The organism is Nitratireductor sp. WH36-1, assembly GCF_058725515.1.
The window spans coordinates 164,011-186,585 of the sequence record NZ_JBZXDP010000002.1; the positions used below are offsets into that span (position 1 = coordinate 164,011).

19 protein-coding genes are annotated in these 22,575 nt (G+C 61.6%); 5 read left to right on the plus strand and 14 right to left on the minus strand.

The window, feature by feature from the left end:
• Window positions 1–7 precede the first annotated feature (7 nt).
• Window positions 8–2,149, plus strand: a complete 2,142-nt coding sequence (locus AC4PTT_RS19930) for a glycosyl transferase family protein (RefSeq protein WP_492162831.1) — start codon at window positions 8–10, stop codon at window positions 2,147–2,149.
• Window positions 2,149–4,440, plus strand: coding sequence for a bacteriophage N4 adsorption protein A (locus AC4PTT_RS19935; protein WP_492162918.1), 2,292 nt, complete (start codon window positions 2,149–2,151; stop codon window positions 4,438–4,440). The genes AC4PTT_RS19930 and AC4PTT_RS19935 overlap by 1 nt, the downstream gene beginning before the upstream one ends.
• 70 nt (window positions 4,441–4,510) lie before the next feature.
• Here AC4PTT_RS19935 and AC4PTT_RS19940 read toward each other — a convergent pair whose 3' ends face one another.
• Both AC4PTT_RS19940 and AC4PTT_RS19945 read right to left on the minus strand, forming a co-directional pair.
• Window positions 4,511–6,103 carry an ABC transporter substrate-binding protein gene (locus AC4PTT_RS19940; RefSeq protein ID WP_206544911.1) on the minus strand — a complete coding sequence of 531 codons (1,593 nt, stop codon included), beginning with the start codon at window positions 6,101–6,103 and terminating at the stop codon, window positions 4,511–4,513.
• A 51-nt stretch (window positions 6,104–6,154) separates the two neighbouring features.
• On the minus strand, window positions 6,155–7,042 hold the full coding sequence (locus tag AC4PTT_RS19945; RefSeq protein WP_492162832.1) for a serine hydrolase: 888 nt from the start codon (window positions 7,040–7,042) through the stop codon (window positions 6,155–6,157).
• 231 nt (window positions 7,043–7,273) lie between these two features.
• Here AC4PTT_RS19945 and AC4PTT_RS19950 point away from each other — a divergent pair, with 231 nt between their 5' ends.
• On the plus strand, window positions 7,274–8,146 hold the full coding sequence (locus AC4PTT_RS19950) for a LysR family transcriptional regulator (RefSeq protein ID WP_492162833.1): 873 nt from the start codon (window positions 7,274–7,276) through the stop codon (window positions 8,144–8,146).
• 132 nt (window positions 8,147–8,278) lie between these two features.
• Here AC4PTT_RS19950 and proX read toward each other — a convergent pair whose 3' ends face one another.
• Window positions 8,279–9,265, minus strand: coding sequence for a glycine betaine/L-proline ABC transporter substrate-binding protein ProX (gene proX, locus AC4PTT_RS19955; protein WP_245447824.1), 987 nt, complete (start codon window positions 9,263–9,265; stop codon window positions 8,279–8,281).
• 325 nt (window positions 9,266–9,590) lie between these two features.
• On the opposite strand from proX, the gene AC4PTT_RS19960 reads away from it, so the two are divergent.
• The gene (locus AC4PTT_RS19960) at window positions 9,591–10,025 is read left to right on the plus strand and encodes a YbaN family protein (RefSeq protein ID WP_475079843.1); all 435 of its coding nucleotides are present in this window, start codon (window positions 9,591–9,593) and stop codon (window positions 10,023–10,025) included.
• A gap of 39 nt (window positions 10,026–10,064) precedes the next feature.
• On the opposite strand, the gene rbsK is transcribed toward AC4PTT_RS19960, so the two are convergent.
• The 6 genes from rbsK to AC4PTT_RS19990 form a co-directional block, all read right to left on the minus strand.
• The gene (gene rbsK / locus AC4PTT_RS19965) at window positions 10,065–11,009 is read right to left on the minus strand and encodes a ribokinase (RefSeq protein WP_492162834.1); all 945 of its coding nucleotides are present in this window, start codon (window positions 11,007–11,009) and stop codon (window positions 10,065–10,067) included.
• Between the two features lie 3 nt (window positions 11,010–11,012).
• Entirely contained in the window at window positions 11,013–12,119 is a 1,107-nt protein-coding gene (locus AC4PTT_RS19970) for an aldose 1-epimerase family protein (protein ID WP_492162835.1), read from the minus strand.
• Entirely contained in the window at window positions 12,116–13,126 is a 1,011-nt protein-coding gene (locus AC4PTT_RS19975) for an ABC transporter permease (protein ID WP_492162836.1), read from the minus strand. Before AC4PTT_RS19975 ends, AC4PTT_RS19970 begins: the two co-directional genes overlap by 4 nt.
• An 11-nt stretch (window positions 13,127–13,137) precedes the next feature.
• Window positions 13,138–14,115 carry an ABC transporter permease gene (locus AC4PTT_RS19980; RefSeq protein WP_492162837.1) on the minus strand — a complete coding sequence of 326 codons (978 nt, stop codon included), beginning with the start codon at window positions 14,113–14,115 and terminating at the stop codon, window positions 13,138–13,140.
• A gap of 9 nt (window positions 14,116–14,124) precedes the next feature.
• Window positions 14,125–15,621, minus strand: a complete 1,497-nt coding sequence (locus AC4PTT_RS19985) for a sugar ABC transporter ATP-binding protein (protein ID WP_492162838.1) — start codon at window positions 15,619–15,621, stop codon at window positions 14,125–14,127.
• 100 nt (window positions 15,622–15,721) lie between these two features.
• Complete coding sequence (locus tag AC4PTT_RS19990; protein WP_113156819.1) at window positions 15,722–16,768, minus strand: autoinducer 2 ABC transporter substrate-binding protein; 1,047 nt, start codon at window positions 16,766–16,768, stop codon at window positions 15,722–15,724.
• 225 nt (window positions 16,769–16,993) lie between these two features.
• On the opposite strand from AC4PTT_RS19990, the gene AC4PTT_RS19995 reads away from it, so the two are divergent.
• Window positions 16,994–17,710 (plus strand): DeoR/GlpR family DNA-binding transcription regulator, encoded by a 717-nt coding sequence (locus tag AC4PTT_RS19995; RefSeq protein WP_224873285.1) that lies wholly within the window; start codon window positions 16,994–16,996, stop codon window positions 17,708–17,710.
• Window positions 17,711–17,712: 2 nt separating this feature from the next.
• Here the strand turns inward: AC4PTT_RS19995 and AC4PTT_RS20000 are convergent, their stop codons facing one another.
• The 5 genes from AC4PTT_RS20000 to AC4PTT_RS20020 are packed head-to-tail and all read right to left on the minus strand — an operon-like array spanning window position 17,713 to window position 22,550.
• Complete coding sequence (locus AC4PTT_RS20000; RefSeq protein ID WP_492162839.1) at window positions 17,713–18,405, minus strand: HAD family hydrolase; 693 nt, start codon at window positions 18,403–18,405, stop codon at window positions 17,713–17,715.
• On the minus strand, window positions 18,402–19,931 hold the full coding sequence (locus AC4PTT_RS20005) for an alkaline phosphatase D family protein (protein WP_492162840.1): 1,530 nt from the start codon (window positions 19,929–19,931) through the stop codon (window positions 18,402–18,404). The genes AC4PTT_RS20000 and AC4PTT_RS20005 overlap by 4 nt, the downstream gene beginning before the upstream one ends.
• On the minus strand, window positions 19,928–20,686 hold the full coding sequence (locus AC4PTT_RS20010; RefSeq protein WP_492162841.1) for a glycerophosphodiester phosphodiesterase family protein: 759 nt from the start codon (window positions 20,684–20,686) through the stop codon (window positions 19,928–19,930). Before AC4PTT_RS20010 ends, AC4PTT_RS20005 begins: the two co-directional genes overlap by 4 nt.
• 28 nt (window positions 20,687–20,714) lie before the next feature.
• Complete coding sequence (locus AC4PTT_RS20015; RefSeq protein ID WP_206552853.1) at window positions 20,715–21,638, minus strand: ABC transporter permease subunit; 924 nt, start codon at window positions 21,636–21,638, stop codon at window positions 20,715–20,717.
• A gap of 3 nt (window positions 21,639–21,641) precedes the next feature.
• A complete protein-coding gene (locus AC4PTT_RS20020; RefSeq protein WP_492162842.1) occupies window positions 21,642–22,550 on the minus strand; it encodes an ABC transporter permease subunit in 909 nt (302 codons plus the stop codon).
• Window positions 22,551–22,575: the final 25 nt, after the last annotated feature.

A 22,575-nucleotide genomic window follows, 5' to 3' on the forward strand; every position in this document is an offset into this window, starting at 1 on the left:
CCGTTCGATGTCGCTCTACTGGCCCTATCTCTTCGCGGACTATTACCGATGGCTGGAATACACAGCCGTCGCAACAGCCGTGATCATCCTGATTTCCAGCCTCGATGATCTCTTCATCGACGCCCGCTACTGGATGCGGGAAATCAGGCGTGCACTGACGGTCAAGCGGCGCTACAAGCCGCTTCGGCCGGAGCAGTTGCGCGACCGGCCAGAGCAGCACATCGCCATCATGATCCCGGCGTGGCTCGAATATGACGTCATCGCGCCAATGCTGGAAAACATGGTGCGGGTGATCGACTATCGGTCCTACACCATCTTTGTCGGCACCTATTGCAATGACGCAGCCACGATCAGGGAAGTCGAGCGCATGCGCCGCCGCTACAAGCAGCTGGTGCGTGTGGAGGTTCCCCATGACGGCCCCACCTGCAAGGCCGATTGCCTGAACTGGATCGTGCAGGCGATCTTCGCCCACGAAGCCCGACACAACATCAGCTTTGCAGGTGTTGTCCTGCACGACAGTGAAGATGTACTGCATCCGCTGGAACTGCAGTTCTTCAACTATCTCCTGCCGCGCAAGGATCTCATCCAGATCCCCGTCGGCTCGCTGGAGCGCGAGTGGTACGAGCTGGTCGCCGGCGTCTACATGGACGAATTTGCCGAATCCCACGGCAAGGATATCGTGGTGCGCGAAAGCCTTGCCAAGACGGTGCCTTCGGCCGGCGTCGGCACCTGCTTCTCGCGCCGCGCCCTCTTGACGCTTGCATCCGAGACGGACAATCAGCCCTTCAACACGCAAACGCTCACCGAGGATTACGACATCGGTGTGCGGCTTGCAGCACACGGCATGCACTCAATTCTGGCGCGGTTTCCGGTCGAATACCGCGTGAAACGCACGTCCTGGTTCAAGGGCCATGCGGTGCAGGAAAAAACGCTCCAAATGCCGCTCAGTGTGCGCGAGTTCTTCCCCAACACGTTCCGCACATCCTATCGTCAGAAGGCCCGCTGGTCGCTGGGCATCTGCTTTCAGGGCTGGGCCTATTTCGGCTGGCATGGCTCCATCGTCGACCGCTATTTTCTGCTGCGCGACCGCAAGGGCGCCGTGACCGCATTCGTGGCGATTTTCGCTTACATTCTGGTTGCGCAGTACATCCTGTTTCAGCTCGCCTTCACGACCGGCCTGCTGACGATGAGTTACCCGCCCCTCATCGCAACCAATGGATGGATCGCCGTTCTGCTTGGACTGAACGGCATCGCGTTCATCCTGCGTGTGACCCAGCGTTATTACTTCACCGCCCGCACGTTCGGCTGGCGTCATGGCATCCTGTCGATCCCGCGCATGATCATCGGCAATTTCGTGAACTTCATGGCCATGGCGCGCGCGTGGAAACAGTATCTTTCGCATCTCATTTTCGGAACGCGCCTTGCCTGGGACAAGACGATGCACGACTTCCCGTCGGCGGACGGGCTGGTGGAAGAGCGCGCAAGGCTCGGTGAGTTGCTTGTCTCGTGGCAGGCCATTGATCAGGGCCACCTTCAGGAAGCGCTCGACAAGCAGAGCGAGAGGAAACAGCCGTTCGGCCGCATTCTCGTGCAGGAAGGATGGCTGACGGAAGAGGTTCTGGCAGAAGCCGTCGCCTTCCAGTCCGGGCTTGAAATCACGTCTGTCAGTGAAGCCGAAATTCTTGCCGCAAAAGACGCATTTCCCGTCGATTTGAGCATTCGCTGGCGCGTTTTGGCGATGAAAGACAGTGAAAATGGCGCAATTCGGCTTGCCGCAGCCGCTCCGCTGTCCGAGCGCGCGAGTGAACAGATCCGCAAGGCACTCGGCCACATGCCGCCGCTCTTCATCGTGCGCGACCGTGACATCACAGCCGGCCTGCGCCTGCTTGCCGCGCAGGGAAAAGACAATCCGCAACAGCTCGGCGAACGCGTGCCGCTTCTGGGCGATCTGCTTTCACAGCGCGGCGACATCTCACATGAGGCGTTTGAAGAGGCCATGGCGAACTATTCACCCGACACGGACGGTCCGGTGGGCAGCTATCTCGTAGCCCAGAACGCCATTGACCAGAACCTGTTGCAGTGGGCGCTGGATGAACAGCGCAGGCTCGCAGAAGCTGCCGCAGACGAACTTAAGGGAAAAGCCGCGTGATGACGAGTGTTGGACGCCACGGAAGCCAAGGGCGCAAGACCAGCGCCCGGAACCGCTGGCTGCGCGGCACGGCAGCGCTGCTTGCCCTTCAGTTTGCATGGGGGGCATTGCCTGCCGGCGCGCAGACATCCGATCCCGCACCAGCGCAGAGCGCGCCTGCGGAAAACACTGGCGAAGAGCGCCCATTGGTGGGTTCAGCCTACGAAGTGGCAACCGAAGCCTACGAGGCCTATGCCAATGGAGACTATGCAGTCGCGGCAGAGAAAGCCCGCGAAGCCGTGCGGCAGCGGCCGGATGTCGGGCGTCTCAGACCCCTTCTCGTCCGTGCGCTTGATGCATCAGGCGAAAAAGATGAAGCGCGAAGCGCTGCGCAGGAAGGCGCGCAGGATAAGCGCCTGACCGACACGGCCCGTGAGGAGCTTGCCGCACTCGCGACTGCGCTTGCAGCCTCCAGCGAAGCGGTCTCGCAGTCGGATCCCGCCTATCTGGCGGCAGATGCAGCCTATCGAGCCTATGACCGGGGCGATTACGATATGGCGGTCGCAAAAGCCGAAGAAGCACTGCGGCTGACACCGGGCAATCGGGATTACCGGAGCCTGCTCGACAACGCTCTTGCGGCGCAGAAACTTTCCAGCGCACAGCAGTCCGCAAAAAAGGGCTCGGGTGCAGCACCGGGCGCAGGCGCGGCCAACATGGCCTATGACGCCATACGCGCAAAACGCTATGGCGAAGCCCTTCGTCTGGCGCGCAGGGCTGTTCAACAGGCCCCGGGCAATCGCAGCTTTCGCCTTCTGTTGATCCAGACGCTGGTGCAGAACGGACTGCAATCCGAAGCCCTGAGCGAGACCGACCGCGCCATGAAGCGCTTCGGCCGTGATGCCGCTTTTTTGCGGCAACGGGGTGTTCTGCAGGCGTCAATGGGCAACCAGAACGCAGCGTTCGACGATTTCAGCGCTGCGCTGCGCTATTCCAGTTCACCGGCGGACGAACGTTTCCTGCGCCTTTCCCTTGCCGAGGCGGCGCTTGCCACCGACCGGCCGGAACAGGCGTATGAAGCGCTTGCCCCGCTCGGACGGCGCGCCGATCACGCGGTCTGGATGAAGCGGGGCCAGGCGCTGCAGGCCATGAAGGATTTCGCAGGCGCGAACGACGCATTTGCTCTGGCGGAAACGACGACCGCGAACCCGCGCGAGCAGGATCAGGCCATTGCGGCGCGCGTGCGCCTCCTGAACGATGAGGACAGGAAAGCCGAGGCATCCCGGCTCTTCCTGGAAACGCTCGATGAGGGACGCTTTGCGTCCATGAGCGATCTCGACCTTGCCTATCTCGCCGGGCAGGCCGGCGAAAGAACCATGGCTTATGACCGGTTTCAGGCCGCCGACAGAAATGGCGCACTTAGCGGTCGCCAGTTCATTGATGCCGCTTATGCGGCGCGGCGGGCCTATCAGAACGATGATGCAATTGCTCTGATGCACCGCGCCATTGATGCGGAAGAACGCGGTGACTTCTCATTGGCGCCGCAGGCGCTTTTCGGCCTGCGCCGGGAAGTGGCCGAGCTGAAGCGCGAATATGGAGCCTATGTCTCGTTGACCCATGGCGGCATGGGCATTGCCAGCAACTCGCTCCTGCCGCAGGGCAGCAGTGGCGAATCCATGCAACTCGGTTCGGAGATCTACTGGCGGCCGCCGGGCATCGGCTACCGGGACGGCGCGACGTTCGAACTGTTTGCGCGCCAGTTCACCACGCTCAGAGATTCACTGGATGGTGCGACCGGCTCTTCGACGACGCAGGGCAGTGTCGGCGCGCGCTGGAAACCCTTCGCGCAGCACAATCTCGTTTTCGAGGCGAGCAAGCTCTTCAAGGTCGGCAAGCACAGCCGCAACGACACGCTGATACGCGCCGCCTTCTCCAAGGGCATCGGCTCCGATCTGCGTGTGGATGTGCCGTCCTGGTGGATGGCGCAGTATTATGGCGAGATCGGGCATTATCTGGAATCCGGCCAGACCATCGCTTCCGACGACATTCGCATCGGCCGCAGCTTCCGCATGGATGCAATCGATGACCGGCTGGTCCTTACCCCCTATATCGGCGTCAATGCGGGTTATGACAGCGAACTGGCGGACCAGTTCACCCTGAGCGCCGGGCCGGGCCTTAACGCGCGCTACTGGTTCCGGGAAGACAAGTACACGGCTCCCATGTCCTATATCGACCTGACGGTTCAGTATCGCGCCAGACTGGCCGGAGACAACAGGGGCGAAGGCCTGTTTGCCGGGATAAGCCTCTCCTATTGATCGAGGCCGGGGTTGATCGACACCTGGCCTTTGAAACTGGCGGCGCCCAAACGGACGCCGCCATGTCGCCTTACTCGGCGATATCGACACCGTAGAAGATGTGCGTGCCCATCGGGTGGATCCTGTAGCCGGAGACCTTCGGCGACATGGGCATGAAATCGACCGAATGCGCAATCGGCATGATCGGGGCCTGCTCCTTGGCGATGACCTGGGCTTCCTTGTAAAGGCGCGTGCGCTCTTCAACGTCCGAGGTGACCTTCGCCTTCTGGATCAGCTTCTCATAAGGCTCGTGACACCACTGCGCCGTGTTCGACGCAGCCACGGAATCGCAGCCCAGAAGCACCGCAAGGAAGTTGTCCGGATCGCCATTGTCACCGATCCAGCCCAGCAGCGCTGCGCCATCGCGGTCGATGTCGCGTGCGCGGTCCAGATACTCGCCCCACTCATAGGAGATGATCTCGGCATCGACGCCGACAGCGGCCAGATCGGCCTGCATCATCTCGGCCATGCGGCGTGCATTGGGGTTATACCCACGCGCCACGGGCATCGCCCACAGTTTCATGGAAAGGTCCGTCACGCCTTCGGCTTCCAGCATGGCCTTTGCGGCTGCCGGATCGTGGGGATCGTCCTGCACCTCGTCATTGTGCGACCAGATGGTTGGCGGGATTGGGTTTTTGGCGATCTGACCCGAGCCCTGATAGACGACCTCCATGATCGCTTCCTTGTCGATGGCCATGTTGAGGGCCTTGCGCACCTTCGGATTGTCGAACGGCGCCACCTTGGTGTTGTAGGCCAGGTAACCGAGATTGAGACCTTCCTGCTCCATCACCTTGATGTTCGGATCGGCCTGCATCGCCTTCAGATCGGCCGGGTTCGGATAGGGCATGATGTGGCACTCGCCCGCGTTCAGACGCTGATAGCGCACGGAAGCGTCCGGGGTGATGGCGAACACCAGATTGTCGAGCGGCGTAGCGCCTTCCCAGTAATCCGGGTTCTTCGCATAGCGGATCACCGAATCCTTCTGGTAGGCAACGAAGGTGAAGGGGCCGGTTCCCACGGGAGCCTGATTGAGCTCTTCGGGCTTCCCGGCCTCCATAAGCTGGTCGGCATATTCTTTCGACTGGATCGACGCGAAATCCATCGCCAGGTTGGAAAGCATTGGTGCTTCCGGGCGGCTTAGAACGAACTTCACCGTGTAGTCATCGACTTTCACGATGTCCTTGATGAGATCGCCCATCCCCATCGCGCCGAAATAGGTCCAGCCGCCGCCCGAAGTCTTGTGGTGCGGATGGTCTTCCAGCCGCTGGCGATTGAAGCTGAAGATCACATCGTCGGCATTGAAATCCCGGCTCGGCGTGAAGCTGTCATTGGCGTGGAATTTCACGCCCTTGCGGAGATTGAACGTGTACTCCAGCTCGTCGTCGGACACTTCCCAGCTTTCTGCCAGCCCTGGCACGACATTGGTGGTACCGGTCTCGAACTCCACGAGCCGGTTGAACACCGTGCGCGACGACGCATCGAACGTGGTGATCGAGGTATAGAGCGCCGGGTCGAACCCTTCCGGCGATGCATCGGAGCAATAGACCAGCGTCTTGGCGGCGGCAGGCGCCGTTCCAAGTGCTGCAAGCAGCGCGATGGCGCTGATTTTCAGTTTCATGGACATTGGTTTCTCCCTTTCATCTGCAAGTCGTGACTTCCGCGCGCACAGCGCGCCTCATGCCGGAACCGGTTCTGCGGCGAGCAGGTTGTCGCAGAGCGCGCGCCCGATGCCGGGGAAAACGGTTGCGGCGTTTTCCGTGATCTTCTTTCCCTGCGTCATGACCGAGAGAATGACCGGCGCTGCCCCCGGAAGGGCGATGCGGATCAGGTCATGACGGTAGTAGGATGTGCGCGGGTTGCCCGTCCAGGACGTGTAGCCGGCCTTGCTCCAGACCTGCGCCTCTGCCGGAACACCGCGGCCAAGGAACTCATCAATCTGGAAGCTCAGAAGATGTGCATCCGCGCGGCTGCGGTCACGCAGAAGGATCTCCTCCGCCCGTTTCTGCGACCGCGGGTTCAACGGCAGGTTGCCGGCGAAAAGTTCCAGGAAAAGCTGCGCGGAAACGAGCGGCGTGAGCACGTTCAGATAACTCCCGTCCCTGCCCGCGAACTGCGCTTCGCGTCCATAGCGCGTATCGCCCATCAGCTTCTGCGCGATGTTGCAGCCGTCCCATTCGGGCCAGCCCAGATCCCGGAAGAAGCGATTGAGCCCTTCACGCCTGTGAGACCATTCGCGATAGGCTTCAGGCTCCAGAAGCGTGTCGCCGGTGGTTTCGGTCAGAAGGTCGATCACGTAATTGGTCGCCGTATTCGACGACCAGGTGATCATGTCGCTGAGCGCCTGATCCAGATCATCGGGAACCGCCATCTGCCCCCGCTCGATCCTGTTGAGCGCGTGAACCAGATGGAAGGCCTTCACGACACTGCACGGATAGCACCGCCAGTCGCCATTGAGCGCAAATCCTGCGGGCCTGCCGCCATCTGCACGCTCCTGCAGTGCGACAAGGCCAAACGTCTCGTCCGTCAGTCCAAAGGAACCGAACCTGTCAAAAATCTCCGACACCGCCGCTTCGCACCGGCGTGTCCACGCGGCATCCCGTTCAAAAAACATCAAGGCTTCTTTCTTCGCCAAACTTGCCGGAAAAAGCGCAAACCGCGCTCCGCATCGCCCGCCTGCCCTTCTACGCCCGAGGCAGACCCGAGGCAGACGCATCTGCAATCCGGAGTTCAGGTTAGACAAGGGCGAAGCATAGGAATAATGATAAATAGATGGGTATCTATTACTGAGCTGATAATGAACCTGCGTGAAATGGAACTCTTCGGAACGTTGATGCGGGTCGGGACGACGACCGAAACCGCACGCCTGCTCGGCATCTCGCAGCCAGGCGTCAGTGCGCAGCTGAAACGGCTGGAAAGCAAGCTGGGCATTCCGCTGTTTCACCGCGCGGGCAACCGGCTTGAACCCACCCGCGAGGCCCGCGAAATCTTCTCTCTGGCCGGTCCCATCTTCACCACGCATTCGCAGGTCCGCGCCAAGCTGCCATCCCTGCGGGATCACGCCACACGGCCAGCCGTGATTTCCGCGACACCGGCTCTGGTGGAGGGTTTTCTCGGTCCCCTTCTGGTCAAAGCCGGCTATGCAAACTGGAAGAAGCGTCTCGACCTGCGCATTCACGCGCCGGAGGAAGATCTTCGCAACGGCGTGGCGGATCTCGGATTACAGATGGCCCTGCCGCCGAAGGCGGAGTTTCAGGCCCATATGGTCGGGCGCAGCTCGCTGGTCGCGATCATGGGCGAGAACCACCCGCTTGCCCGTGCAAAGCAGCTCAAATGCAAGGCAATCGCAGCGCATCCGCTGGTCTGCTATGATGCCGACTGGTCACCCATGGGGGCGCATATACGCGCGGCCTTCAAAGCCCGGGATCTGCATTACGACCCGGTCTGCACCGCGCCATACTCCGCGAATGTATGCGCATTGGCGCGTGCGTGCGGCGGTGTGGGCATCGTCGATGCGATGACAGCAAAAAACCTTGCGACGCCGGGTCTGACCTGGCGTCCCATCAGCGACCTTTCGGACATCTCGATCATCGCTTTCTACCGGCGCAACGAGCCCCTGAGCGCCACGGTGATGGATCTTCTGAACCATCTTCTTGAGGCGGCACCTTAAGGATCGGGCAAATCATTCCTGCCGGCTTCGACGGCAGAGCCGCACACCGCGCCCGCAAAGGGGGCAGTCCGATTCAGCTAGGATCAACTGGTCGAGAAGAAGTGGGCGCCGACTGGCGCCCACCGGTTCAGACTATTCCACGGCTGAACGCGCGGCATCGAGCCAGCCATCAACGGTTTTGCGATTGGCTTCAATCCACTCCGAAGCCTGTCGCTTCAGGTCTTCAGCACTGTCCTCGCCATTCCGCATTGCGGCGTTCTGGGCGAAGATGAAATCGAGCGGGATCGAAGCTTTCTCGAGCAGAACCTTCGCGGCAGGATTGGCTTCAAGAAACGCGTCGTTTGCAACCGGCCGGATATCATTGACCGGCCAGCCCAGCTGACAGGGCTCGGCAACGCAGCCTTCAACCCCCTCAACCGTCGCGAATTCGGCAAGATGCGCCTGTTCTTCCGGCAAGGCGACCTCCGGGGTCTGAATCCACACGACATCTTCACCGGGTTTCAGGGCATCAACCGTCCAGTTCGGCGTCCAGGTGTAGAACAGGATCGGCTGGCCCTGCTCAAAGGCTGCGATCGTGTCTGCCATGGAAGCGGAATATCCGGCCTTGATCGGATTGATGGCTTCACGCAGATCGAACGCATCCATGTGGAACTGAATCATCAGTTCGCAGCCCCAGCCGGGCGGGCACGCGGTCATGTCCGCCAGCCCGTCGCCATTGCGGTCAAACGCTTCGCGCACCTCGGGACGCTTGAAATCATCCAGCGTCTTAATGTCAAACTTCTCGGCGGAAGCCTTGTCTACGAGATATCCCTGCAATGCGCCCTTCTCGACCACATAGCCCGTGGGCGTAGCCGCGAAACCGGGCTGGTCGACATAGGTATTGTGGAGCGGGAACCAGCCGTCGGGATAAAGATCCATGTCTCCCTGCGACACGGATACATAGGCAACGGGAACATCGAGCGTGACCGGTTCGGCCACGTCGTAACCCAGTTCCTCAAGAAGCTGGGCGTAAACCGCGCTCATGATCCAGCCGGTATCGTCGTTTGGCTGAGCAATCGAAACCGAAACACCATCGCCTGGCTGCACAGTTTCCGCAAAGGTGATTGGCGCGGTCGCCATCAATGCGAAAGCACTTGCAGATGCCACTCCAAATTTACGAAATTTATTGAAATACATACCCATCGAAAAACCTCACATTTCACTAACACTTACGAACAGGCGTTACATAGAAATACAGAGACACATGGGTGAATGCGGCGAATTATCCATTCACAACTAATTTTGGACACCAGAGTTCTCAGATCAGCTCTCCTGCTCTGCGGCCATCACTCAGGCACAGGCGGAACCGGTCAACGACGAGGCGGCTGCGTTGATCACCACGAACATGCTTCAATGAAGCGCACTGCTGCGGTCATAGGATTTCCGCAGTTCTCGGTGTATCGGAATGGAGGTGGAAAGGTCTGTGGATCTGCCTGTCGACGGAGATCGGTCATTGAGAATTGCGCCCGCATTCGAGAATGCAAAGCGTGCAATATTGCTCGTTCTGGGGCTGGTGATGCTGTTGCTCGCCGTGATCGGCGCGTTTCTTCCCGTCATGCCGACCACGATCTTCCTGATCCTCGCCGCATGGTTCTTCGCGCGCTCATCGCCGAGGCTTGAGCGCAGGCTTATGGAACATCCGAGCTACGGTCCGGTTCTGCGCGGCTGGCGCGATCACGGCATCGTCCCGCGCCGCGCGAAGCTCTTCGCAGTCACCGGCATCAGCTGCGGCTACGTCATTTCCCTCTTTGCCTATCAGCCGGGTCTGCCGCTCGCGATCACCCTCGCCGTGGCGATGGCCGCCATCGCCGTGTGGATCGTGAGCCGCCCGGAGGGCTGAGCCAGCCGGGCAGTCATCTGCCCGACTGCGCAAGAGGCACTATTGTGGAAGCGCTTCGCAGAACGCATCGAAATCGTTGGCCGACGCATAGGACTTCTGTGTCCCGCGCCGGCCCACGGAATAGGCTGCATAGCGGGCCGCCCGGTTCAGCGCCGTCTCGGTCTCGCCCGTTGCTGCAAAGAAATGCGCGAAAGAGCCGATAAAGGCGTCGCCCGCGCCAGTCGTGTCCACCGGGGCGACGCTCACAGGCTCGATGGTCGTGAAGCGGTCCGCTGTCACACGGCGCGCGCCACGCGAGCCGAGTGTCACGATGACGGTGCCAATGCCCTTCTCGATCAGGCTGCGCGCGGCCGCCATGATCTCTTCCTCCGTGTCCGTGGGCATGCCTGAAAGAAGCGCAAGCTCGCTTTCGTTTGGAACAAGGAAGCTCAGGCTCTTGAGGTCAGAAACACTCAGCGCCGAAGTCGCGGGCGCCGGGTTCAGGATGGTCGGCACGCCCCATTCCGCCGCGCGGCGAACCGTGTGGTAGATCGTCTCCAGCGGGATCTCCAGCTGCATGAGAATGAGGTCCGCATCGCGCAGCACATCCTCGGCGGCATCGACGTCGGCCGGGAGCAGGTCTTCATTCGCACCCTTCACGATGAGAATGGAGTTCTCACCGCTCTCATCGACAAAAATGGGGGCAACGCCGGACGACTTTCCGGCGACCTTGGCGACATGACGGATATCGATCCCGTGATCGGAGAAATTCCGGAGCGTGTTGTCGCCGAACAGATCATCGCCAACCCTTGAGACCATGCTCACCTGCGAACCGAGCTTCGCAGCCGCAACGGCCTGGTTTGCACCCTTGCCCCCGCACCCGCTCTCAAAGCTTGGCGCTTCCAGCGTTTCGCCCGGCGCCGGCATGCGGGAGACATAGGTGATCAGATCGACCATGTTGGAGCCGACAACGGCAATGCGACCGGTTCTGCTGTTTGACGTCATGGCTCAGTCCTTGCTCGTCTGGTTGACTTCGGCAATTGCGGCGGGCGCTTCCTGCGCACTCAGATATCCAAGCGTCACGGGGAAACGCGCGGTCTCGCCCGGCGGCAGAATGCGCACATGCCCCTTGGCTTTCTCGGCGGTGTAACCTTCCGGCTCGCAGGTGGAGGGCAGCGCAAAGGCTGCGACCTGCGCATCGCCATCGTTCAGGATCCAGCGCACACAGTGCGGCAGATCTTCCGGGCGGTAGCTGACGGAACAGGCGTCACCCTCTGGAAGCACCATCACCAGCCGCGTGCTGCCTTCGGCATTCGTTCCAAGCCCGCGCACGTAAAACACCTGCTCCGGGCTGTAGAGCGCCGGCTCGTCCAGCGTCTGCATGCGCGCGGGGTTTCCCGAAAGGTCATCCAGAAGATCCAGAAACGCCTGCGAGGGCGTCACATGACCGGGGATGGTCCTGCGAACGACCGTGCCTTCCGGTGAAAACGCCGCCGGTTGATGGATCTGCGCGCCCGCCACGAAATCGAAATTCGCGTGCAGCATGTACATGAGCTCCATCGGATGCGCCGACAGGTTCTCAACCGCCATCTCGACCTCGATCAGCCCGCTGTCCGCGCGCAGCCGAACCCGCGGCCTTGCGATGTAATGCGGCCCGAAGCCCATCACATATTCGGTCTCGCTGCACAGCTCGACAAATGCGCCTGCATCATCGCACCCGAAGCGCAGATGCGCGCTGTCCATGCCGGCGACCGGCATTTCGCCATGTAGGGGATGATCGTCTTCCGGGCCGGGTGCGCCATTGCGCAGAACGCCTGCGTGGTAGGCGAAAGCGCCATAGGTCTCGATGATCGACGCGCCCTTGCGCGGATGGGGAAACACATTCCCCATGGTGAGCCTGCGCCCGTCGAACACGGCATCCCAGATCATCTGCCCCAGATAGGGCAGAACCGTAACCTGCCCGCGCCGGTTCTCGATCCGCAGCCCCTCGACGGACGAAGGATAGCGGAACGCCGTTACAGTGAACCCGTCGCCCGTGGCCAGCACAAGGTCGCCGCGTGCAGGGAACATTTCGGGCGAAAGGTTGAAGACGGTATCGCTGTCACGAGCGCTCATTTCGACGACCTCAGATAGTTGATTGCAATCACCAGAACCAGGAAGCCGCCCCACATCGCATCGATCAGGAAGTTGGAGGCGCGCATCATCTGCATGCCGGACGAGAGGAACATGAGCGCCACCAGCGCCAGAAGCACCCCGAGAACACGCCCCTTGCCGCCGGCGGGGTTCGTGCCGCCAAGCACAGCGATGAGAACGGCCTGCAACAGATAAGACGCACCGAAATCCGCCTTGGCCGAGTTGGTGCGGCCCGAGAGCAGAATGCCCGCAATCGCCGCCATGAGCCCGGTCAACGCGTAGCTGTAGAGGATCATGCGGGAGCTGCGGATGCCTGCAAATACGGCGGCGCGCGCATTGGTGCCGATCAGCATCAGGTTCACGCCCAGATGCGTGCGGCGCAAGAGAATGGCCACCACGGACGCCACGACGATCAGGATCCAGAACGGCGTCGCCACACCAAGCAGTTTGCCGGTGCCGATCCAGTTCCAGGTCTGCGGGAAACCGACAATGGCCGGACCGCCGGTCAGAACGAGCGCGAGGCCCGCAAATACCTGCCCGGTGCCGAGCGTCGCCAGAATGGGAATGATGCGCAGTCGCGCGATCAGGACGCCATTGACCAGCCCCGCCGCGAGCCCCACCAGAAGCGCGATGATCACGCCCATCGCCGTGTGGAGCACAAGACCGACGCCGCCCGCCGCAAGTGCTTCGGCGACAACGGGATGGCGGAAATAGACCCCCGCCGTGATCGCAGCCAGATTGGCGATAGCGACGATGGACAGATCGATGCCGCCCGTCAGCATGGCCACCATCATGGCAATGCACAGAATGCCCAGCTCGGGCATGATGTAGGTGATGGACTCGAAATTGTAGTAGCGCAGGAACTTGTCCGGGTTGAGCCCGGCCATCAGCACGAAGATCAGCACCGTGATCACGGCCAGCTGCGCGATGGAAGCGTCATTCCCAAGGAGCCGTTGAACCAGGCTCTTCTCTTCGGCTTTGGCAGTCATGTCGTCTCCCCTCAAGCCAGTTTCTTCCGGTCGCGCCATGCGGTGATGGCGGTCGCTGCGATGATGATCATGCCGACGACGACACGCTGCCAGGTGGTGTCCACCTTCATCAGGATCAGCGAGTTCTTGACCATGACGAGCGTGAACACGCCGATCATCGTGCCGAGCACGGAACCGCGCCCGCCGAAGATCGACGCGCCGCCAAGCACGACGGCCGCAATCACATCAAGCTCCAGCCCCATGAAGTCGCGCGGGTTGGCCTGCCAGATCATCGAACTGTGCAGAAGCCCCGCAAAGCCCGCCAGAAGGCCCGCCGTGCAATAGACGAAGAAGATGGTGCGCCGCGTGTTGACGCCGGCGCGCCGCGCCGATTCCGGATCACCGCCATAGGCGTAGACAGAACGGCCGGTCATGGTGTGGCGAAGGATGATGTGGATCACCAGCGCAATCGCCAGATAGACCAGGATCATTGCCGTCAGCCCGACCGTCGCCCCGTACTGCGCGGTGACGGTCGTCAGATCCTGCTTGCCGAACGCGATCAGCGCGTCGGGCATCTTGTTGATGTTCACGATGGAGGTGCCGAGCAGGCCCAGCACCAGCCCGCGAATGATGGAGGCAGTGCCCAGCGTGACGATCAGCGGGATCATCTTGAACCGGTCGATGATGAAGGCGTTGAACGCGCCGAGCAGCACACCGATCACCGACGCCGCGATGAATGGCAGCAGAACGCCGTCATAATCGAGCGCGACCATGGTGCGCACCGTGATGTAGAGGGCCGCCGCCGAAATCGCCGGGAACGAAACGTCGATGCCGCCGGATATCATGATCAGCAGCACGCCGAGCGCCATGATGCCGATGACCACATTGGCCTTCGCCAGGCTGAACAGATTGGCGACGCCCCAGAAAGCCGGATTGATCAGGCCGATCAGCACCATCACCGCCAGCAGGACGAGGGCAATCACGGCCTCCGTGGATTGGAACCTTTTCATCATACCGCCTTACTTGAGTGCCTTGAGGCTGTCGTTGATGGCGTCTTCGGTCATCTCCGCGCCCGAGAACGCGCCGACAAAACGCCCCTCATGCATGACATGAATGCGATTGCAGTTGCCGGTCAGCTCCGGCACGTCATCCGAAATCATCAGGACGGCAACGCCTTCCTCGCGCGCCAGATCGCGAATGATGTGGTGGATCTTGGCCTTGGAGCCTACGTCGACGCCCACCGTCGGACCGTTGAGGATCAGCACCTTCGCGCCGGTCAGGAGCCAGCGCCCCAGCATGACGCGCTGCGCATTGCCGCCCGACAGATTGCCCACCGCCGTTTCGGGCGACGGGGCCGCAATCTGCATGGCCGCGAACATCTCTTCCGTCTTCCCGCGCATCGCATCACGGTCGAGAAAGAGGCCACGCCGCAGACGGTCCAGAATGCTCACAACCATATTGCGCTCGATGGATTGCGTCAGGAAAAGGCCCTCGCTCAGCCGGTCTTCCGGCACATAGGCGATGCCAAGGCTGATCGCCTCCTGCACCGAGCGGGGAAGAACATCCTTTCCCGCAACGCGAAACCGTCTGGCACTGGCGTTTTCCATTCCAAAAAGCGCCCGCGCCAGTTCGGTTCGGCCGGAACCGATCAGGCCGGAAATGCCGACAATCTCTCCTGGCCGCAGCGTCAGGCTCACATCATCGACGCTTCCGGAAACAGTGAGCCCCTCAACCTCCAGCGCGGGCGCCGCGTCGGCGGGGATTTCGGGCTCATAGGGCTCTTCGTCCAGTTCAAGCCCAGTCATGGCGCGGGTGATGGCCGGTTCGTCGAATTCGCTCATCGCGCCTTCGGCAACCTTTTTGCCATTCCGGAACACGGTCAGGCGCTCCGAAATTTCCAGCATCTCGCGCATCTTGTGACTGACGAAGAGAACCGCGATGCCCTGTTTCTGGAGATCGCGAACGATGCCGAACAGCGCATCGACCTCATGGCCGGTGAGCGCCGTGGTCGGCTCGTCCATGACGATCAGCCGGGCGCGGGCAAGAAGCGCGCGCGCAATCGCGACGATCTGCTTTCCCGAAGTCGGCAACGTCTCGACTTCGGCGTCGATATCGATCTCGACATCGAGGCGGGCCAGAACCTCGCGCGCCATCTCGCGGGCGCGGGGCCAGTCCATTCTGGAACGCCCCTCCAGAAGATAGGTGTTGAGCGCGAGGTTCTCGGCAACGGTCAAATTCCCGAACAGGGAAAAGTCCTGATAGATGACCTGCACCCCCTTCTGCACGGCCATGATCGGGTCAAGCCGCGAGACTGGTGTGCCATCGATCAGGATTTCACCCTCTTCGGGTGTGTAGATTCCCGACATGACCTTGATGACGGTGGATTTTCCGGAGCCGTTCTCGCCGGCAAGGCAGTGGATTTCGCCGGGACGGATGCCAATGGAGACGCCGTCCAGCGCGCGCACGCCACCGAAGCGCTTGCTGATGTTCTTCAGCTCGATCAGATATTCGGACATGATTTTCCCGGCAGGCTGAAATGGTCGCCCGGGGTCAGAACCCGGGCTCCGGCACGGTTGAAAACTGACGCCCGGAACCGGGCGTCAGCTTCGTACGAAATCAGAAGTCGTACTTGTCCATGTTTTCAGCCGTAACGCCGACCCAGCCTGCGCCATAAAGCAGGTTCGGGTTCGCCTCATCCGGCGTCGTGAGGGACTCGTAGCCCGTCAGACCGAGGTTCAGACCCGACTTGATCTGGTCGCCCTTGCCCTCAAGGGCAGCAACGGCCAGCATGTTCATGGCGTAGCCGGCAACGGCCGGATCCCAGAACTGGATGTACTGGATGTCACCATTGCCGAGATACTCGCCAGCCACCGAAGGCAGGCCCGTACCGGCAAAGAACACCTTGTCCTTGAGACCGCCTTCGGCGATCAGGCGCCCTGCACCAGCAGACGTCGGCATCGGCGCGCCGAGAATGCCCGTGATGTCGGGATAGGTGGTCATTGCCTCTTTCAGCTTGGTGTAGTCGGTGGCCGCATCGTCATAGGTCTCGAGACGGTCGCCGACCATTTCCATGTCCGGGAAATGCTCTTTCTGGTAAGCAACAGCGCCGTCGACCCATTCCATCTGGCTCTTGGAGGTCAGCGAGCCGACGGTCGTGACGTATTTGCCCTTCCCGCCCGTGTATTTGCCAAGCTCTTTCATCAGGTTGGCGCCATAGGCGAGGTTGTCGAAGGCTTCGAGGTCGTAATCGGTGTTCTGCAGGTTGGACGCCTCGTGCGAGATCACCACAATGCCGCGGTCGCGCGCCTTCTTCAGCACCGGCTCCACCGCCTCAACGGAGAACGGCACAACGGCGATGGCGTCAACGCCCTGTGCGATCAGGTTCTCGATGAGCTGCACCTGCGCGGCTGCGTCAGCCTGGCTCGGGCCAACCATCCAGACGTCATGGTCCGTATCGCCCTTGAACTGCTCGACACCGTCACGCATGCGGTCGAACCAGGCGATGCCGTCAACCTTCACGACCGTGGCGATGGTGTATTTCTTGTCGTCCTTCGTTGCGATCAGCTCCTCATTGAGGTTCGACGTATCCACAATCTGGTCGGCCAGCGCGGATGTCCCCAGCAAAGAGAGCGCTAAAGAAGCTGCGGTCAGCAGAGATTTCATTGGTTTTCCTCCTCCTCGGTTCCGCCGAAACCCTGAACGAGACAGCGTGGCGGGAACGCATATGATTGAATTAACTCAATATTATGCGCTAATATTGATCAATTCCATTCAATATGATCATATCCAATCAAAACCTGCAACCCTTTGCAAATGCATTCATCACACTTGCGGACAACGGCTTGCGCCATGAAGTATTGTTGAAACCTCACAGGCTTGGAGAATCATGTGGCGAGACCATCAGGACGGGCAGCGCGGATTGAGGCACTCAGGAAGCTCTGCGCGTCAGGCGCCATTCTGCACATCGCCGAAGCGGCGCAGAAGCTGGACACATCCGAGATAACCATTCGCCGCGACCTGGGCGACGGCGAAAACGGCATTCTGTGCCTGGGTGGCTACATCATGTCCGCCAGCGAAAAGGGCGAGCGCTATTCGCTCTCCCACGCGCAGGGCACCAACACACAGGCCAAGACCCTCGTTGCGCGACAGGCGGTCGCCATGGTCGCACCCGAAGACACCATCTTCGTCGACTGCGGCTCCACGCTTCAGCATCTGGCGGCCAATGTGCCCCAGAACGCAAACATCACCGTCGTCACGCAGGCTCTGAACATCGCCGAGATCGTGTCACGGCTGGATGGGGTGAAACTGGTTCTGCTCGCCGGTCTCTATCACCCGGAAAGCGGCAGTTTCAGCTCCGACACGGCGCTCAAGATGCTTCAGGAAATCAACATCACCAAAGGCTTCTTTTCCGCCGCCGGCATTCATGAAAACGAAGGCGTGACCTGTTTTCACTTCCACGAAGTGGCCGTGAAGCGCGCCGCCATGGCGCGCTCCCAAAAGCGTTTCCTCGTCTCTGACGCCTCCAAATGGGGCAAGCTGCGCCCCGCCACATTCGCTCAGCTGGACGAGTTCGAACTCTGGATCGGCAAGCCGGAGAGCGATTAGGATCAGGCGGGACACGCCGCCTTTCTTTCAGCGATGATCATCGGATCAAGCAGCGCCGAAAGCGCGCCTGCCCCGGTCACGATGTGGTGCGCGCCGGCCTCCGCCAGCCGCTCGGCGCGATCGGGGCGAATGTCGGCGGGATCGACAAACCCGATCGGCAGCACACCGGCGGCGCGGGCGGCGGCAATGCCATGTGCGCTGTCATCGATCATGACGCTGCGTTCCGGCCGCGCGCCGCAACGCTCCAGACAATGCTGCACCAGATCCGGTGCAGGCTTCGGCCGGGGCACATCATCAGCGCTGAAAACCCGAGGCGCGAAGCGCTGCCAGAGCGGCGTCAGGCCAAGGCTTGCCCGCAGCCGCTCATGCCCGGAGTTTGAGGCCACGCAGATCGGCGCATCCAGCCGGTCCAGCAGATCCTCAATGCCCGCCATCGGGCGCAGATCGGAGGCGAAACTGCCGAAAAGCTCCGCCTGCCAGTCCCGGTGCAGGCCTTCGAAATCCTCGAGCCCGCGTTCGAGCAATGTCTGGCGAATGTCGCCAAGGCTTTTGCCGGTGAAATCCACCAGCGCCTGTTGCGACGAGATGGGCATGCCAGCAGTGGTCATGGCGCGGGCCAGCGTGCGGCTTGCCAGCGGCTCGCTGTCGATCAGAACGCCGTCGCAGTCAAAAATCACAAGGTCGAAAGTGCTCATATCCGGTTCACTCCGGGCTGCCCGCTGGTCAGGGCGAAACTGTAGGTAGTGCTGGCAGGCGACGCCGGATCCTTGCGGTCTTCGATGGTTACGAAGTCGCATTGTCCGCCATCGGGCGTCAGCGTCATGGTCGCATAGCCATGCTCGCGCGAGGCCAGCTTGAGATGCGGGTTTTCCGCAAGCGCCACATCGAGGCTCTTCTGGCCTGGCGCATTGGAAGAGATGGCTCCGGTCACGAACTCGGTCGCCACGGTCTCGCTCTTCGGCTGCGCGAAATCGCGCTTCACGTCGGCGGCAAAATAGGCATGGAGATCGCCGCCGATGATCAGCGGGTTTTCCAGCCGCGCCGCCTCGATGCTGTCGAGCAGATGCCGGCGCGAGGCGCGGTATCCGTCCCAGCCATCAAGGCTGTAGCGTCTGCCCGCCCCCTGCTCCAGATCACGCTCGGACAGAAGTGTGGGCTGTGCGATGACGTTCCATCTGGCGCGGGCGCCCGGCAGCGTCTCTTCCAGCCAGCGCTCCTGCTCAGCGCCAAGCATCGAGTTCCCTTCCGCCCGAGCAACTCCCTGCCCGGCGACCATTGCCGGCGTGCGATACTGGCGCACATCCAGAAGGGTGATGCCCAGAAGCTGGCCAAAACCATGCTGCCCGTAGATGCGGAACTCGCTGAAGTCCCCACCGCCATGCGGCGGCACGGGCATATGCTCATACCAGGCCTGATAGGCGGCGCGGCGCTGCTCAAGAAAGCGCTCTCCGGCAGGCGCATCGGGTGCATCATCATCGCCATAATTGTTGATGACCTCATGATCGTCCCAGATTACCAGCCAGGGAAACCGCGCATGGGCGGCCTGCAGGTTCGGGTCAGAGCGGTAGAGCGCATGGCGCGCGCGGTATTCGTCAAGCCGCGCCGGCCAGCCGCTTCCATGGTGGCGCACAAGGTTTCCGCCCCAGCTGCGCTCATAGATGTAATCGCCGAGATGCACGACGAGATCGAGATCCTCATCGGCCATATGCCGGTAGGCAGCGTAATAGCCCTGCTCATATTGCTGGCACGAGGCGAAGGCGAAACGAAGCCTGTCGGCCATGGTTTCCTGCGCGGGCGCTGTACGGGTGCGCCCCACCGGGCTCACCGCATCGCCTGCGCGGAACCGATAGAAATACCAGCGACCGGGGTGCAGCCCCGTAACCGGAACATGCACCGAATGACCGAATTCCTGCACGGCCCGCACCGTTCCGGAACGCACGGGTCGGGTGAAATGCTCGTCCTCGGCCACACCCCACGAAACGTCCACCGGCGCGCGCTGGATCACCTCCAGCGGCGCAAAGGGATCGGCCGGTGGCGGTGGTTCCGGGAATGTGAGGCGCGTCCACAGGATCACGCCCTCCGGTAGCGGACAACCGGAGGCGACGCCCAGCGAAAACGGGTACGCCTCGAACCGCGCCGCACGGGCGCGGCCCATGCCGGGCCACACCGCGGCGGCGGCAAGCCCGCCGGCGATCAGACTGCGTCGATTGCGGTCGATCATGCCTGCGCGGCCTCGCCGGCATCCAGACGTGCGCGGCGCAGCCGGTCGGCGAGCACCGGCTCATCGGTGGTGATGAAGGCAGGGCCGGCCTCCAGCCAGCGGTTTATCTCTTCCGGCGTGTTGGCAACCCACGCGCCAAGCCGGGAGAGCGGAACCAGCGTGGTGATCGCCTCCCAGTGCGTGGAGAGCATGTCCTTGTGAACCGCCACATAATCGGCCAGTTCAGCCGCTGCCGAGATGGTCTCCCGCACGCCTAGCTTCTGCGCCGAATTGTCATTGACGGAGCAGAGCCGGCGCATCTGCGGGGCGAGATCCCGGCATTCACGCAGCACATCGAGATCGAAGCTCGTCAGGCAGCAGCGATCGCGCAGACCCAGCCGGTCGATCTCGGCGAGCACAAGAGCCGGCAATCCGGGATACGCCTTTCCCTCGCCGTCATTTTTCAGCTCGACGTGAAGATCGAGCGTGCTGTCGGCGTAGATTTGCAGCACTTCGGAAAGCACCGGCACGCCTTCATTGCTGTCGCGCAGACGCAGCGTGGCGCGCGCCTCCGGCGTCAGCGCACGGGAGGGGCCGCTGCCCTCGGTCGTGCGGTCCAGCGTGGCGTCATGGATGACGAGAAGCTCGCCCGCATCCGACAGGTGAACATCGAACTCGACACCTTCGACAGGCACATCGAGAAGCTTGCGGAAACCGTCAAGCGAGTTTTCAGGCCACACATTGCGGCCGCCCCGGTGGCCGATCAGTCCAGTCATGATTTGTCCTTTCAGGAATTGTTCGGGATCACTTCCCGGCATCCACCAGTCCGCGTGCGAACCAGCGTTGCAGTGTGAGGATGACGACGGTCGGCGGGAGCATCACGATGAAGGACGCCGCCATGGCGTAGCTCCACCAGTCGGACGGATCGTCCGGCCCCGGCAGAAGCCCCTTCAGGGCGATGATCGCGGTCGTCATTTCGGTCTTGGTGGTGAACAGCAGCGGCCACAGATACTGGTTCCAGCCGAACACGAAGAGAATGATGGCGAGTGCTGCGATGTTGGGCACCGAGAGCGGCAGCACGACATCAAACAGGAACTTGATCGGCCCCGCCCCGTCCAGCTTGGAGGCTTCGCACAGATCGTCCGGCACCGTAAGGAAGAACTGCCGGAACAGGAACACGGCCGTCGCCGAGGCGATCAGCGGCAGGGTCAGGCCCGCATAGGTGTCGATCATGCTGAAATCCAGTCCGGCATTGATCTCAATGCCGGTGGTCCAGTTGATGAGCGCAGAAAGCCCCGTCACATCGAGGAACCAGCGCAGCGGACCGGCCACATCGGCAACCGCCTCATAGGTCGGCACGATGCGCACCTCCACCGGCAGCATCAGCGACATGAAGATCAGCCAGAATGCGGTCATGCGGAAGGGAAAGCGGAAATAGGTGACGGCGAAACCAGCCAGGATCGACAGCACGATCTTGCCCACGACGATCACCATCGTGACGATCAGCGTGTTTACAAAGGCGCGGCCGAAATCCGCCTTTTCCCAGGCCGTGACGAGATTATCCAGAAAGCTGGAGCCCGGCAGCATGGGCTGCGGCACCTGCGCCATTTCCGCGCCGGTGTGCGAGCCTGCGACGAAGGCGAAGTAGAGCGGCGCGCAGACCATCAGCGCGCCGGCAATCAGGATAAGGTGGCAGATGACGTTCAGAACGGGATTGCGTTCGATCATGGATCACACCTGATAATTGACTTTGCGGTCCATGGCGCGGAACTGCAGCACGGTGAACAGCACCGCCAGCACCATGAGCACGATGCTCTGCGCGGCCGAGGAGCCGAGATTCATCATGATGAAGCCGTCCTGATAGACCTTGTAGACAAGGGTGGAGGTCGAGCCAGCGGGTCCACCGGCGGTCACCGCATCAATGATGCTGAACGTGTCGAACAGGCCGTAGACCATGTTGATGATGAAGAGATACATCACCACCGGCGCAATCAGCGGCAGGCTGATCGTGCGGAAACGTTCGAGCGGCCCCGCGCCGTCAATGGCGGCGGCTTCGCGCAGGCTCTGCGGCACGGCGAGCATTGCGGCGGCCAGAAAGATGTAGTCGTAGCAGATGTGTTTCCACACCGCCGAAATGGTGATCAGGATCAACGCATCGCTGGGGCGCAGGTTCGGGTCCCATGGCACGCCCATCGCATGCAGGGCCGAGGCCGCCGGACCGATGGCCGGATTGAACAGATAGGCCCAGATGCCGCCGGAAATCACGGGCGCAATGGCGTAGGGCAGAAGAAGCACGCTGCGATAACTGACCTGCCCGCGAATGATCTGGTCCGTGGCGAAAGCCAGAACGCCGGCAATCCCGAGCGTCGCAATGTTCTGCACAATGGTGAACCAGAGGGTCAGCCAGGCGCTCTTGCGATAGGAGGGGTCGGAAAAGAGATCGACGAAATTCTGCAGCCCGACAAAGATCTCCCGTCCGCCAAAGGGGTCGACCTGGACAAAGGCCAGAGACAGCGCCTTGAACGAGGGGATGAAGAAGAAGAACAGCAGGATCAGAAGCTGCGGCGACAATAGAAGCCCGGCGAGCCAGGTCTGGGTGTAATGCGCCTTCTTCAGCCCCGTACCATCATCCCGGAGCATCCGGGCGAGCAGCAGCCGCGAGGCG